The following is a 14209-nucleotide window of genomic DNA, read 5'->3' on the forward strand; positions in this document are numbered from 1 at the left end:
ATCTTCTACAATACCTTATTCGCTTTCATCAGGCAAAATTCCTCCAGAACACAACAACATTTCCATAATTATTTGTTACTTCACTCTGTATTACATGAATCAGACAGGCTATTCCTATATCTTCGGCTGCATAGTGCAGGCAAGCAAGCCCCCAACAACGGTAAAGTAACCGCTTGTTGGGGGCTTGCTTGTTTAAGTTCAACTTGTAAAGCTAATATTACAGATTTTTATCGCCTGGTTTCCAGTTCATTGGGCACAAGCCACCGGATTGCAAAGCTTGCAGTACACGCAATGTTTCTTCTACACTGCGGCCTACATCGTTGTGGTTAACCACTTGATATTTCAGTTCGCCTTCTGGATCAATGATGAACAAGCCGCGCAATGCAACGCCTTCTTCTTCGATCAGAACGCCATAGTCGCTTGCTGTTTTTTTCGTGATGTCGGAAGCCAATGGGAAGTTCAGTTTGCCCAGACCGTTGTTTTCTTTAGCTGTGTTGATCCATGCTTTGTGGCTGTGCACGGAGTCTACACTGATACCCAAAATTTCAGTATCAAGCTCTTTGAATTGGTCAGCAGCATCGCTCAATGCTGTAATTTCTGTTGGGCATACAAAAGTGAAATCCAGTGGATAGAAGAAAAATACGAGCCACTTGCCACGGTAATCGGAAAGTTTCACCGAGCCAAATTCTTGACCGTCTCCAGATACTGTTTCCAATGCAAAATCAGGTGCGGGTCTTCCTACCAATCTTTCTGCCATAATGTGAAATCCTCCTTTAAAATATGTAAGAAAAACACCAATTGTGCTTTCCTCAATCATCTGTATTGTAATAAACAACCTACTTGATAAATGTTATCATTCGCTGAAATCAAAGTCAATATTATAACCATTACTTTTTTATAATTATTTTAAACTAGCTTAAAAATTCACGATTTATTCACATTTAGAGTTTTCTGATACACAAATAGCTCCTGATTGCCCAGGAGCTACGATGCTAATTATTTGCTGTAAAGTTATACTGTATAACCGCCCTATATAATAGGAAGCTTTTTTTCAGAACGGGTGCGTTTTCGGAGCCTTTAGCGAATAGCTGCTGCAATTAAATCGCCCATTTGGGTAGTCGAGATCGCTTGTGATTTATCCACCGCGATATCTGCCGTACGGTGTCCTGCATCCAGTACCTCAGCTACCGCCTTCTCAATAGCGTCAGCTGCTTTCTCGTACCCGAAGGTGAGGCGGAACATCAAAGCAACGGACAAAATTGTTGCAATAGGATTCGCCAGTCCTTGACCTGCAATATCAGGCGCCGAGCCGTGCACCGGCTCGTACAGACCGAAGCTGCCTTCTCCCAGTGATGCAGATGAGAGCATACCGATGGACCCGGTCAGCATAGCTGCTTCATCACTAAGAATGTCACCAAACATATTTTCCGTTACGATGACGTCAAAACTAGATGGACGACGCAACAATTGCATGGCACAGTTATCAACCAATACATGCTCAAGCTCGACATCTGGGTAATCTACAGCGACCCGGTTAACGACTTCACGCCACAAACGGGAAGTTTCCAGTACATTAGCCTTATCCACCGATGCGAGTTTTTTGCGACGTTTTTGTGCAATTTCGAAGGATTGACGAACAATACGCTCTACTTCTGTTACATTATATGCGCAAGTATCGACCGCTTCTTCACCCTGAGCACTCTCTCGTCTGTACTTCTCACCGAAATAAATCCCGCCCGTCAGTTCGCGCACCACGATTAAGTCCGTTCCTTCCAGTACCTCTGGTTTCAAAGTAGATGCGTCCTTAAGACAATCGAAAACGACAGCAGGACGAAGATTTGAAAACAGACCAAGCTCTTTGCGAATACCGAGCAATCCGGTTTCAGGACGAAGCTCCTTAGGATTGTTGTCCCATTGTGGTCCTCCTACAGCTCCCAACAGCACGGCATCTGCAGATTGACATACGGCCAGTGTTTCTTCCGGCAATGGAGTCCCCTTCTTATCAATGGCAATCCCGCCGAACAGCGCATGCTCTGTTTCAAATGAGTGGCCAAACACTTCTTCCGTACGTTTCAAAATTTTCTCTGCCTCTGCGACCACTTCAGGTCCGATTCCGTCTCCCGCTATTACTGCAATCTTTTTAACGTCTGCCATCACGTACACTCCTCTTGTTATACAGCCATACAGCCGTATTTCTCATACCTTCTTTGTAACATAAATAGCAGGGCTTTGACCAAGATATAGAATCTATCAATTCAATAGGCTCAGCCTATAAGCTGATTTTTCCATCAGAGAACAAGAAAACAGGACCGGTAACACCCGATCCTGTCTATATTCATTTCATAGGCATGTATAAACTTAGGATTTATAATCTACGCGATTGCTGTAATTTTTACGCTTGTCGATCAAACCATTCAGTGCATCCACATAAGCTCGTGCACTTGCTTCCAAAATATCAGTGCTTACCCCGCGTCCCTGTACAGATATTCCGTTTTGAGTCAGCACCACATGTACTTCACCTAGAGCGTCCTTGCCATGGGTAACAGATTTGATGGAGTAATCAGAAAGTACAACACTCTCGCTGCTGGCTTGGTCAATCGCATTATAGATCGCATCGACTGAACCATTTCCTTCAGCTTCTGTCTCGATTACCTGACCTTCATCGTTAACCAGGCGCACTTGTGCGGAAGGCGTAGCCTTGTTCCCGTAAGTTACGAAAATGGTTTCCAGCTTGAAGACTTCAGGTGCATCGGCCAATTTTTCTTCCAGCAATGCCAAGATATCATCATCCGATACTTCCTTCTTCTTATCAGCCAAATCCTTAAACTGACCAAAAGCGCGATTCAGTTCTTCTTCGTTCAATTCGTAGCCCAATTCGACCAAACGCTCTCGGAAAGCATGACGCCCTGAATGCTTGCCCAGTACTAGCTTGCTTTCTTTCAGACCGATACTTTCCGGTGTCATAATTTCATAGGTCGTCTTTTCCTTCAGCATGCCGTCTTGGTGAATACCTGATTCGTGCGCAAAAGCGTTAGCACCCACGATCGCCTTGTTGCCCGGCACTACCATCCCCGTCAAACGGCTAACCAAACGGCTCGTACGTGCAATTTCAGACAGTTGCAGAGACGTTTTGGCCTGGAAAAATTCCTGTCTCGTCTCCAGTGCCATGGCGATTTCCTCAATGGCCGTGTTTCCAGCACGTTCACCGATACCGTTAATCGTTCCCTCAATCTGATCTGCACCGTTCAGGATGGCAGCAAGCGTATTAGCAGTAGCCATTCCCAAGTCATTGTGGCAATGTGCACTCAATTGAATCTTCTCCACATCAACCACATTTTGCTTGATATGTTTGAATATATTTCCGTATTCGTATGGTGTTAGGTAACCTACCGTATCTGGAATATTGACGACAGAAGCCCCTTCCTGTACAGCCATGGTGACCATTTCAACCACAAAATCAAGCTCCGTTCGCCCTGCATCCTCCAATGAAAACTCCACTTTTGGCAAATACTTCAATCCATAACGAATGGCTGCACGGGCCGTTTCCAGTACCTGTGCCTTCTCCATCCGCAGCTTATGCTGACGATGAATTGGAGAGGTTGCCAAAAAGATATGGATACACGGGTCCTGTGCTCCCTTAAGTGCCTCGCGAACCGCATCAATATCCTGTTCCCTTGCACGCGAAAGGCCAATAACAGTCGAATTTTTTACAGCTTTTGCTACTGCATTAACAGCCGCGAGATCACCCGGAGAAGCAGCTGGGAACCCAGCCTCCATACGATCGATTCCCAGCTTCTCCAACTGATGAGCGATCTCTACTTTCTCACGAGTATTCAAGTTCACGCCAGGTGACTGTTCTCCGTCTCTCAACGTTGTGTCAAATATATATATTTTGCGCAACCTAACGCACCTCCTCAGGATTTGGACCCTTAAATTACAATGCGGCTCACGCAATAAGCAGGGCCGCATTGTAATTAATATTTATAAATAATTCATGTTGTCGAGCTTATAGTACAAAAGGTTATTACTTTTTGATCCAATGCATCATTTCACGCAATTGTCCGCCCACTACTTCAATCGGATGGTTAGCTTCATTACGACGAGTAGCCGTCAGGAATGCACGTCCAGATTGATTTTCAAGGATGAAGTCACGAGCAAATTTACCTTGTTGAATGTCAGTCAATACATCCTTCATAGCTTTCTTCGTATCTTCTGTTACCACACGTGGTCCAGTTACATAATCGCCATATTCTGCTGTATTACTGATGGAATCACGCATTGTTGCCAATCCACCTTCATACATCAGGTCAACGATCAGCTTAAGCTCATGCAAGCATTCGAAGTATGCCATCTCAGGAGCATAACCTGCCTCAGTCAATGTTTCAAAGCCCGCTTTTACGAGTGCGCTCACACCGCCACACAATACCGCCTGCTCACCGAACAGGTCCGTCTCCGTTTCTTCACGGAAGGAGGTTTCAATTACGCCCGCACGTGTACAGCCAATGCCTTTTGCGTATGCAAGACCGATCTCCTTGGCTTGACCTGTTGCGTCCTGCTCAATTGCGATCAACCCCGGTACACCAAACCCTTCTACATAGGTACGACGTACCATATGTCCTGGGGATTTTGGAGCAACCAGCAATACATCGCTATCTTTAGGAGCTACGATTTGTCCAAAATGAACATTGAAACCATGGGAGAACAAAAGTGCTGCGCCTTTTTTCAGGTTAGGTTCGATTTCATTTTTGTAGACAGAAGCTTGAGTTTCATCAGGCAACAAAATTTGAACCACATCTGCACGGCTTGTTGCATCAGCTACGTTCAGAACTTCAAAACCGTCGTTTCTTGCGACATCAGCTGATTTGCCTTCACGCAAACCAATAACAACATTTACACCACTGTCACGCAAGTTTTGTGCTTGAGCATGTCCTTGGCTACCGTAACCGATAACGGCCACTGTTTTTCCTTTCAATACGCTAAGTTCTGCATCTTTTTCGTAGTACGTTGTAACTGCCATGGTTAATTTCCTCCTTTTAATTGGACCCTTCATAATGAGCGGGTAGTCCAAGAGACTTCGCCTCTGAATGGCATTTAAAAATCTCTTCGAGCACCCGCTCTTATGCGGGCGGTTCTTTAATGATGTAATGCGCTATAAGCGGTAAATCGTTAAAGCTTCATATTATGCATTGCCACGTATCATAGCTGTAACCCCGGTTCGGGTCAACTCGCGAATACCATAAGGCTTCAGCAATTCGATCATTGCATCAATTTTTTCGGTATCGCCAATGACCTGAACGATCAAGCTCGTCGTACCAACATCAATTACGGCTGCTCTGAACGTTTCTACCACACCCATAATTTCTGGTCGCTGAGGCGGTTCGGCCTTTACCTTAATCATCGCCAACTCCCGAGCAACCATCGGCTTGGAACTGAGATCGATGACCTTGATCACATCAACCAGCTTATAAAGCTGCTTTTCAATCTGCTCCAGGTTGTTCTCGTCTCCTACAGTCACTATGACCATACGGGATAATCCAGCTTCTTCCGATTGACCGACGGTGATGCTCTCAATGTTAAAGCCACGGCGGCCAAACAGTCCAGATACACGTTGCAAAACGCCGGGATGATCATTTACCAGTACAGCAATGGTATTTTTCGTCGTCATTTTACTCGTCCCCCATCAGCATTTGATCAATGGTCGAACCTTGCGTCACCATCGGATATACATTTTCTTCCTTGCTGACTACAAACTCGACAACGACCGGTCCGGGTGTATCAAGCGCCTCCTGCCAAGCCCGACGTGCTTCTTCCTTATTCGTAGCACGCAGCCCTTTGACACCGTATGCTTCGGCCAGTTTCACAAAATCCGGGCTTCCAGCCAGATCAATGTGACTGTACCGATTGTCATAGATCAATTCCTGCCATTGGCGAACCATCCCAAGTACCTGGTTGTTGATAATTACGATTTTGACTGGAATGTTGTTGATTGCACAGATGGCTAATTCCTGTGAACACATCTGCATACCGCCGTCTCCGTTAATCGATATTACCAATCTGTCGGGATTGGCCATCTGAGCGCCGATGGCAGAAGGGAAACCAAATCCCATCGTACCCAGTCCGCCAGAGGTAACCCATGAGCGTGGCTGATTAAATTTATAATACTGTGCTGCCCACATTTGATGCTGTCCTACGTCCGTCGTAACGATTGCTCCGCCCTTGGTCGTTTTATCCAACAATTCGATAACCCATTGTGGCTTAAGCACCGTTTCAGAATCCTTATAAGAATAAGGCTTCTCTGCCTTCCATTGCTGAATTTGCGCTCTCCATGCATCTGCCAGGTCTGCGCGTTTCACATCCTGATTCAGCAATTCCAATACTGCTTTCACATCGCCTACGATTGGAATATCCGCGGCCACATTTTTTCCAATTTCCGCAGGATCGATATCAATGTGTACGATTTTTGCTTGAGGAGCAAATCCATCCAACTTGCCAGTCACCCGATCATCAAAGCGGGCACCGATACAGATCAGTAGATCTGACTGCTGAATCGCCTGGTTGGAAGTGTATGTTCCGTGCATTCCCGGCATCCCTGTCCAGAGCTCATGTCCACTTGGGAATCCTCCTAATCCAAGCAATGTTGTCGCAATCGGAATTTCCGTTTTACGAACAAACTCGTAAAGTGCTTCATGTCCGCCGGAGTATACAACTCCACCACCCGCCAGAATGAATGGACGTTCTGCTTCGGCAATAGCTTGAGTTAGCTTGTCTAGTTGAATTTTGTTGGGCAATACTTTCGGGTTGTAACCCCGCATGGTCACAGGCTCTGTCTGTGGAACAAACAATGTCTGCGCTGCAGAAATGTCCTTCGGAATATCAATCAGTACTGGTCCTTTTCTGCCTGTGTTGGCAATATGAAATGCCTCATGAATGATTCGCGGCAGATCCTCTACATCTCTCACCAGATAGCTGTGCTTCGTAATCGGCATTGTAATTCCCGTGATATCAGCTTCCTGGAAAGCATCTGTACCGATCAGGGAAGATACAACATTGCCCGTGATGACCACCAACGGCACCGAATCCATATAAGCCGTCGCAATGCCAGTTACCAAGTTTGTTGCTCCAGGTCCGGAAGTCGCGATACAGACACCAACTTTACCGCTTGCCCGTGCATAACCATCTGCCGCATGAATAGCTCCTTGCTCGTGACGAGTGAGGACATGCTTGAAATCCTTGAAGCCGTACATGGCATCATAGATATAAAGCACCGCACCACCAGGATATCCGAAGACACAATCCACTCCCTCCAGCAAAAGGCTACGGAGTAAAATTTCCGAACCTGTAATCACTTCAGGTTTCATCCACTTTTCACGTAATTCATCGGTTGACCTAACTTCAGGAATTTGTGCACTCATTGGTCATCCTCCTTTACAAAATTTACATACAGCTGACATTTGTGAAAACAAAAAAACCTTTCATCCCTAGAACAGACTTGCTGTTACTGAGGGACGAAAGGCTGTAGCTTCCGTGGTACCACCCGTGTTTGCCCGATATTTTGCAATATCGAACCTTAGTAGGTACAGAAATCACAAAGGATCTCCATATCTGGCGTCTGTAACGTAGACCGTACGATTTTCCCTAATAGGCGATTCAGCGCACCGTTAATATCATTGGGCCCAAATACTTTTCAGGAAAACAGCTCCAAGGTGAGCTCGTTAAAAAGGGATTTTGGTGAAGCTTGCAGCTAATGCCTCACTCTCTGAACAAAAGAGCCCTAATCACTTCGTCCTCTTCATTGCCGTTGTGTTCATGTCATTCTTTCAAATGTTTAGACACATTATATGTCCCCCATCTGGGATAGTCAATACCCATATTTCATAAAAATTTATGTTTCTCTTCTTAAGCACCTTTGAGTCGCACGCTTGTAAGAGGTGCCCGCATATGATAAAAAAGACCGCACAGTGAGACTTTGTACTCCTCCGAAGCCATGACATATCTTGTTAAAAGGGTAAAAAAGGAGGCCCGTTTATGATTCGCAAACGATGCGCCCAAGATGACAAAATGATCTTTCGTCTAATCGAGCAAGAGCTTGTCCCCCTATCGCATTTAAGTGCCCAGGAAATGGATCAAATACGCAAAGAATTACCCCGGCGCTTAAACCGGGGCATCACTTTTGTAGCTTGCAGACCGGATAATGCACAGGTTGTTGGCTTCATTCATGTTATGCTGCATGGAGAACTATTATACATTGATTTGATCGCAATCTCTTCGGCTCAGCAAGGTAAAAGATACGGAAAAAAGTTGCTGGAGTATGCCGAGCAATATGGCCGATTGCGACGTTGCAAGCGGGCTAAAGTGATGGTGGACGAAGACAATGTGCGAGGGATCCATTTTTATCTACGTCATCAATATCATATGCTACGATACGTGGCTCTAAGCCGATGTCACGAACTCGAAAAGTCACTGTGAAAAATATGGTTTTCGGGCTCAGGATTTTGTAAAACTAAAAAAAGTTAGGGTAAAAAGGATTGCCTACCCCGGGGTAGCCCCCGTCTGTGTACGGTCCATATTGCGGACCATATCCTGGACCTCCATAACCTGGTCCTCCATAACCTGGACCGTAGCCACCGTAGGCACCCACGTATGGAGCTGTGCCAATGGCCAGCAAATCAAAAAGCACCAGAGGAATAATCGCTTTCGTGTTTACTTTTTTCTTACGGTTTGGTTGGAGAATCAGTCTGTTACCCGAAATGCGAATCAGCTTGCCACTGACCCGAGAGCCATCCTTACGTGTAGCGAAGATGACTTTGCCGACAAGCTTCTCCACCTGCTTTCTGGTTACTGCCTGTTTCATCGTATTTCCTCCTTCTTTCTCAACGGATGGACAGATTGAACGGCTCCTTGATAGCTCACCACCACCACAAAATAGACTGGAGCTGACAGGGGCCGAGCGTCCGTCCAATCTGCATAGCACAGTCTATTCCATTCAAGCCATAAGCGTATGTTTAAATGCCTGCACAATGTAAAAAAAATCTGGTACCTGCACATGCAGATACCAGATTTTCATATACACCAATATGTGTATTTAAAAACATTAGTTGTCTATGAGTCATTAACGCTTGCTTGGATCATACAGTTGACCCAAAGCGGCCGGAGCACGTGAACGTCCAACTGCCGCTACCAGCACAATAATTGTCAGGAGATACGGCAACATAAAAATAATTTCCTGGGGAATACTTTGCGACCATGCAAACAACTGCACATAGTTGCGAATGGCTTGTGAAAAACCGAAAAACACTGCCGCTCCAAAAGCACCGAGCGGATTCCATTTACCGAAAATCATAGCCGCAATAGCAATATAGCCCTGCCCTGAAACGGTATTATGTGAGAACATATTGGTTGTAGTCAAAGTGATCGTAGCTCCACCAATCCCAGCCAACGCACCACTAATCATAACACCGATGTAACGAAGGCGATTGACTTTGATCCCCACTGTATCGGCTGCACCCGGATGCTCCCCTACTGAACGCAAACGCAAGCCAAACGGAGTTTTATACAAAGTAAAGTAGCCGATAATAACTAATAGAATAGCTAGATATGTCGTTGGATAGGCTTGGAAGAATGCTTTTCCTGCAATCGGAATATCCACAAGATAAGGAATGGATATCTCGTTAAAACCTTGAATTCGACCGGTGTCCCCATCACCCTCAAATAACAGCTTAACCATGTACAGTGTACTACCTGCTGCCAGAAAGTTAATGACAATCCCGCTGATTACCTGATCAGCCTTGAACGTAATAGAGGCTACAGCATGAATTAGCGAAACCAGAATACCGAACACCGCAGCTGACAGCACACCTACCCAAGCCGCAGAGGTGCCACCTAATCCTGCTTGCTCGGCATAAAACCCGCCCACACCTGCCGCAAACGCACCAAACACCATAAGTCCTTCCAATCCAAGATTCGTTACACCGGATTTTTCCGAAAAAACTCCGCCAAGAGACGCAAAAATAATCGCCGTCGCAAAAACGAGCGTTGTATGGATTAATTCACCAAGTGTTAACCAACTCATTTTACAACACCTTCTCTTTCTTCCGCTTGGAGTAGAGCGGCTTTACAACCCAACGCACAATACCTTGGGCCGCAATGAAGAAAATAATCGAGCCAATAACTACCCGGATAATTTCTGGCGGTACATCCGCGCTAAAGCTCATCCCCGCAGAACCATACGTGAGCGTTCCGAACAAAACAGAACCGAGCAACACACCGAACGGATTATTCATCCCGATCAAAGACACAGCGATACCGTCAAAGCCGGTTCCTGGTGATCCTGCCATGACAGATTGATAATGGAAAACTCCCAGCACCTCAAAGGCACCCGCCAATCCGGCAAAAACACCACTAATAAACATCGCTTTTATGATATTACGATTTACATTCATACCTGCATAGCGGGATGCATCCTGATTAAATCCGACAGCCCGAAGCTCATAGCCCTGCTTTGTTTTCCACATGAAAATATAGAAAAATACTGCCGCCAGCACAGCAATAACTGTGCCCCAATGAACCCGAGCATTCCCCATCATCTGGGACAGCCAATCAATGGAAATAGAAGCGGAAGGTTGGATATCCACAGAGCGATTTTCACCTTCCATAAGTGCGAACTGATTAATTACCAAATTAGCCAAATACAGACCGATCCAGTTCATCATAATACATGTAATAACTTCGTTCACGCCTCGCTTGGCCTTCAAATAGCCAGCAATCGCAGCCCACAAGCCTCCGAAAACAGCTCCTGCGATCACAGCCAGCGGTGCATGAAGGATAGCAGGCAGCCCATGAAGTTTGATACCTACAATCGAAGCAGCTGTCATACCGACCAAAAACTGACCTTCGCCACCGATGTTAAACAACCCGGCACGGGCCGCAAAAGCAAATGCCAAGCCTGTTAAAATCAACGGTGTCATCTCACGGATCGCTTCGCCAAAATTGTAGGAATCTCCGTACACACGGCTAAACAAAGCGGAATAAGCCACAATAGGATCATACCCGCCAATCAACATCACGATAGCACCCAGAATGAGGCCTAGAATAATAGAGACCAGAGCCAGAACAAAGGAGTCTTTTGTGAATATTTTCAATAGGTTAGCCATTCTCTACTCCTTTCTTCACTGCACTTCCTGCCATCATTAGCCCCAGTTCCTGGTCATTCGTTTCTTTAGGCAGCACTTCCCCGACAATCTTACCCTCATAAATAACAGCAATTCGATCGGATACATTCATAATCTCGTCCAGCTCAAAAGAAATGAGCAGTACCGCTTTACCTTGATCCCGCTGAGCAATCAATTGTTTCTGGACAAATTCAATAGCTCCAACATCCAGCCCGCGTGTAGGCTGCGCCGCAATGAGAAGGTCTGGGTTTTTATCAATTTCACGCGCTATGATTGCCTTTTGCTGATTTCCACCAGATAACGATCTTGCCTTGGTATGAATATCTGGTGTTCTAACATCAAACTTCTCAATAAGACTTTTTGCCTGTTTTTCTATAGCGTCCTTGTTCAAGAAGCCGTTTTTACTGTAAGGCGCCTGATAATACGTCTCCAGCACCATATTTTCACTCATGGAAAAATCGAGCACCAACCCATGCTTATGGCGATCCTCCGGTATATGTGAAACGCCTGCCTCTGAAATTTTGCGCGGTGGCTGATTTGCCAGTTCTGTTCCGAGCAAACGGATACTTCCGCTATCCACCTTGCGCAAGCCTGTCAAAGCTTCTATTAGCTCACTCTGTCCATTGCCGTCTACTCCGGCAATCCCCAAAATCTCGCCGGCCTTGACCTGCAGGTTCAATTCATTCAGAACATGAATGCCATCCTTGTTTTTAGAAATTACTTTGTTCATTTCCAGTACAGTTTGTCCTGGTTGAGCAAGCTTCTTATCCACTTTAAAGGACACACGACGGCCCACCATTTTCTCCGCCAACTCATTTGGTGTTGTTTCAGATGTTTTGACCGTGTCAATAACTTTACCTCGGCGAATAATCGTAACCGTATCTGCAATTTGCATAATTTCTTTGAGTTTATGAGTGATAAGAATAATTGATTTGCCTTCAGCTACTAAGCGCTTCATAATGTCCAGCAACTCAGAGATTTCCTGTGGTGTCAGCACCGCTGTTGGCTCATCAAAAATTAGAATATCTGCACCGCGATAAAGCGTTTTGATAATTTCCACACGCTGTTGCATACCAACAGATATATCCTCAATTTTGGCATTCGGATTTACCTGAAGTCCGTATTGTTCAGATAACCGCTGTACTTCTGCGGCAGCCTTTTTATAATTGATTTTCAGACCCTTACGTGGCTCCGACCCAAGGACAATATTTTCGGTTACGGTAAACGGCTGTACGAGCTTAAAATGCTGATGCACCATGCCGATCCCCAGATCAATTGCCTTATTTGGACTATCAATCTGTACGGGGTTCCCTCCCATTTCAATGGTCCCTTCATCCGGCTGATACAGTCCGAAAAGAATATTCATAAGCGTAGATTTGCCCGCGCCATTCTCACCCAAAAGGGCGTGAATTTCTCCTTTATGCAGCTTGATGCTGATGGAGTCGTTGGCAACGATGCCGGGGAATCGTTTTGTAATTTGCTTTAACTCAACGACGGGGGTCGCTGCATCCATGAGATCACCCTTATACACTTTATAGTATGTGCTCCAATGAGCTGATTTTGACCGTTATAATCTTATAACTCCAGACGTAAGAACAAGGCTAGTCTTATGAACCAGCCTTGTCGCCACCTTTATGTTCTTCACCTAACTTATTTCGAAGGAACTGTAATTTCGCCTTTAATGATTTTTTGCTTGTATTGTTCTACAAGATCAAGCACGTCTTTAGGAACGTTTTTCGTAGATGTATCTGCCAAACCAATTCCGTTATCCTTCAGAGCCAGTGTTTCGACACCGCCCTTAAACTTACCGTCAATTACTTCTTGGGATACGCGTTTTACTGCTTCATCTACGCGTTTTACCATCGACGTTAATGTTACTTCATCACCAAACTCAAGGGATTGGTCTTTATCTACGCCGATAACCCATACTTGCTGACCTTGCTGCTTACGTGCAAGTGCTTCGTTAAATACGCCTGTTCCTGATCCGCCAGCTGCATGGAAAATAATATCTGCACCATCGTTGTAGATCGTTGCTGCTGCAGCTTTACCTAAATCCGGCTTATCAAACGCACCCGTATAGTTCACAATCAGTTGTGCTTTTGGATTTACAGCCTTAATCCCTGCTTCAAACCCTTTTTCAAAACGTTTGATCAACGGGCTGTCTTGTCCACCCACAAAACCAATTTTGTTTGTTTTAGTAAGCTTACCAGCTACAACCCCTACCAGGAAGGAACCTTCATTTTCAGCAAATACAACCGATTTGACATTAGGCGCATCCACAACACTGTCAATGATCGCCAAATTTTTGTTCGGATTGTCTTTTGCTACTTGTCCAATCGCATTCGCCAGATTAAAACCGATACCCCAAGTCAGGTTAAAATCACCTTTAACGAATTGGTTCAGGTTAGGAATATAATCTTGGTCGGATTTACTTTGCAAGTATTTAACTTTAACGCCTGATTCTTTCTCAATAGCTTGAAGTGCCTCCCAAGCAGATTGGTTAAACGATTTGTCATTTACTCCGCCCACATCTGTAACCATGCCAAGTTGGACATTTGATGTTTTGGCAGAACCGCCTGCTTCTCCACCATTTGCGTTGGAAGCACCTTGATTTTTGTTACCGCAGCCTGCGAGAATGACCGAGATCGCCAGCAGCATAACCAAAGACATACTAAACAATTTCTTCATGCTGATACTGTTCCCCCTTAGTGTTAGATCCCTGGACTGTCTCTTTTCTTTAGAAAATGTATTTCATTTTCATGTCATTTACTGACGAGACAGATCGTACAGAAGACTTACTTTAGAGATTATACAATTATGATCGGCTAAAATCTAGACAATTAATAACCTTGGGTCAATTTTTTTTAGAATTTCAAAAATGTAAGCGTTACAAAGTTAAAAAAACCATACATTCTATCATCATACGTCATATTTATTCGTATTTTGAAGAAAATGAAGTCTTTTTTAATGTTAAGTATGTACAAAAAAAGGCGTCCCTACACAGCGTACTGCTCGGGACACCTTTGTTACCACTTCCGTGG

General features: G+C 45.0%; 12 protein-coding genes. 1 reads left to right on the forward strand and 11 read right to left on the reverse strand.

The annotated features are described in order from the left end of the window. Window positions 1-217 precede the first annotated feature (217 nt). From ACXHJ1_RS24470 to ilvB, 6 genes are all read right to left on the reverse strand, one after another. Entirely contained in the window at window positions 218-757 is a 540-nt protein-coding gene (locus ACXHJ1_RS24470) for a peroxiredoxin (RefSeq protein ID WP_013370083.1), read from the reverse strand. Window positions 758-1077: 320 nt separating this feature from the next. Continuing rightward, complete coding sequence (gene leuB, locus ACXHJ1_RS24475) at window positions 1078-2154, reverse strand: 3-isopropylmalate dehydrogenase (RefSeq protein ID WP_025364393.1); 1077 nt, start codon at window positions 2152-2154, stop codon at window positions 1078-1080. Window positions 2155-2358: 204 nt separating this feature from the next. After that, window positions 2359-3900, reverse strand: a complete 1542-nt coding sequence (locus ACXHJ1_RS24480) for a 2-isopropylmalate synthase (protein ID WP_107733937.1) — start codon at window positions 3898-3900, stop codon at window positions 2359-2361. Window positions 3901-4024: 124 nt separating this feature from the next. Continuing rightward, window positions 4025-5017 carry a ketol-acid reductoisomerase gene (ilvC, locus tag ACXHJ1_RS24485; RefSeq protein ID WP_013309387.1) on the reverse strand — a complete coding sequence of 331 codons (993 nt, stop codon included), beginning with the start codon at window positions 5015-5017 and terminating at the stop codon, window positions 4025-4027. A 162-nt stretch (window positions 5018-5179) separates the two neighbouring features. Continuing rightward, window positions 5180-5665, reverse strand: a complete 486-nt coding sequence (gene ilvN, locus ACXHJ1_RS24490) for an acetolactate synthase small subunit (RefSeq protein WP_016820552.1) — start codon at window positions 5663-5665, stop codon at window positions 5180-5182. A gap of 1 nt (window position 5666) precedes the next feature. Continuing rightward, a complete protein-coding gene (ilvB, locus tag ACXHJ1_RS24495; protein ID WP_290409002.1) occupies window positions 5667-7412 on the reverse strand; it encodes a biosynthetic-type acetolactate synthase large subunit in 1746 nt (581 codons plus the stop codon). Between the two features lie 613 nt (window positions 7413-8025). Between ilvB and ACXHJ1_RS24500 the strand changes: the two genes are divergently transcribed. Next, window positions 8026-8466 carry a GNAT family N-acetyltransferase gene (locus tag ACXHJ1_RS24500; protein ID WP_016820557.1) on the forward strand — a complete coding sequence of 147 codons (441 nt, stop codon included), beginning with the start codon at window positions 8026-8028 and terminating at the stop codon, window positions 8464-8466. A gap of 34 nt (window positions 8467-8500) precedes the next feature. Here the strand turns inward: ACXHJ1_RS24500 and ACXHJ1_RS24505 are convergent, their stop codons facing one another. The 5 genes from ACXHJ1_RS24505 to ACXHJ1_RS24525 form a co-directional block, all read right to left on the reverse strand. Further along, window positions 8501-8851, reverse strand: a complete 351-nt coding sequence (locus ACXHJ1_RS24505; RefSeq protein WP_017426630.1) for a hypothetical protein — start codon at window positions 8849-8851, stop codon at window positions 8501-8503. Window positions 8852-9109: 258 nt separating this feature from the next. Continuing rightward, window positions 9110-10069, reverse strand: a complete 960-nt coding sequence (locus tag ACXHJ1_RS24510; protein ID WP_010349245.1) for an ABC transporter permease — start codon at window positions 10067-10069, stop codon at window positions 9110-9112. 1 nt (window position 10070) lies between these two features. Continuing rightward, window positions 10071-11150 (reverse strand): ABC transporter permease, encoded by a 1080-nt coding sequence (locus tag ACXHJ1_RS24515; RefSeq protein WP_016820564.1) that lies wholly within the window; start codon window positions 11148-11150, stop codon window positions 10071-10073. Further along, window positions 11143-12681 carry an ABC transporter ATP-binding protein gene (locus tag ACXHJ1_RS24520; protein WP_457905348.1) on the reverse strand — a complete coding sequence of 513 codons (1539 nt, stop codon included), beginning with the start codon at window positions 12679-12681 and terminating at the stop codon, window positions 11143-11145. Before ACXHJ1_RS24520 ends, ACXHJ1_RS24515 begins: the two co-directional genes overlap by 8 nt. 137 nt (window positions 12682-12818) lie before the next feature. Further along, on the reverse strand, window positions 12819-13856 hold the full coding sequence (locus ACXHJ1_RS24525; protein ID WP_016820568.1) for a BMP family lipoprotein: 1038 nt from the start codon (window positions 13854-13856) through the stop codon (window positions 12819-12821). Window positions 13857-14209: the final 353 nt, after the last annotated feature.

Source organism: Paenibacillus sp. ALE2 (genome assembly GCF_054113385.1).

Bases quoted from the DNA above. Each gene is read 5' to 3' on its own strand.
- ACXHJ1_RS24470 (WP_013370083.1), bottom strand. From the start codon at position 757: ATGGCAGAAAGATTGGTAGGAAGACCCGCACCTGATTTTGCATTGGAA.
- leuB (WP_025364393.1), bottom strand. From the start codon at position 2,154: ATGGCAGACGTTAAAAAGATTGCAGTAATAGCGGGAGACGGAATCGGA.
- ilvC (WP_013309387.1), bottom strand. From the start codon at position 5,017: ATGGCAGTTACAACGTACTACGAAAAAGATGCAGAACTTAGCGTATTG.
- ilvN (WP_016820552.1), bottom strand. From the start codon at position 5,665: ATGACGACGAAAAATACCATTGCTGTACTGGTAAATGATCATCCCGGC.
- ilvB (WP_290409002.1), bottom strand. From the start codon at position 7,412: ATGAGTGCACAAATTCCTGAAGTTAGGTCAACCGATGAATTACGTGAA.
- ACXHJ1_RS24500 (WP_016820557.1), top strand. From the start codon at position 8,026: ATGATTCGCAAACGATGCGCCCAAGATGACAAAATGATCTTTCGTCTA.
- ACXHJ1_RS24505 (WP_017426630.1), bottom strand. From the start codon at position 8,851: ATGAAACAGGCAGTAACCAGAAAGCAGGTGGAGAAGCTTGTCGGCAAA.
- ACXHJ1_RS24510 (WP_010349245.1), bottom strand. From the start codon at position 10,069: ATGAGTTGGTTAACACTTGGTGAATTAATCCATACAACGCTCGTTTTT.
- ACXHJ1_RS24515 (WP_016820564.1), bottom strand. From the start codon at position 11,150: ATGGCTAACCTATTGAAAATATTCACAAAAGACTCCTTTGTTCTGGCT.
- ACXHJ1_RS24520 (WP_457905348.1), bottom strand. From the start codon at position 12,681: ATGGATGCAGCGACCCCCGTCGTTGAGTTAAAGCAAATTACAAAACGA.
- ACXHJ1_RS24525 (WP_016820568.1), bottom strand. From the start codon at position 13,856: ATGAAGAAATTGTTTAGTATGTCTTTGGTTATGCTGCTGGCGATCTCG.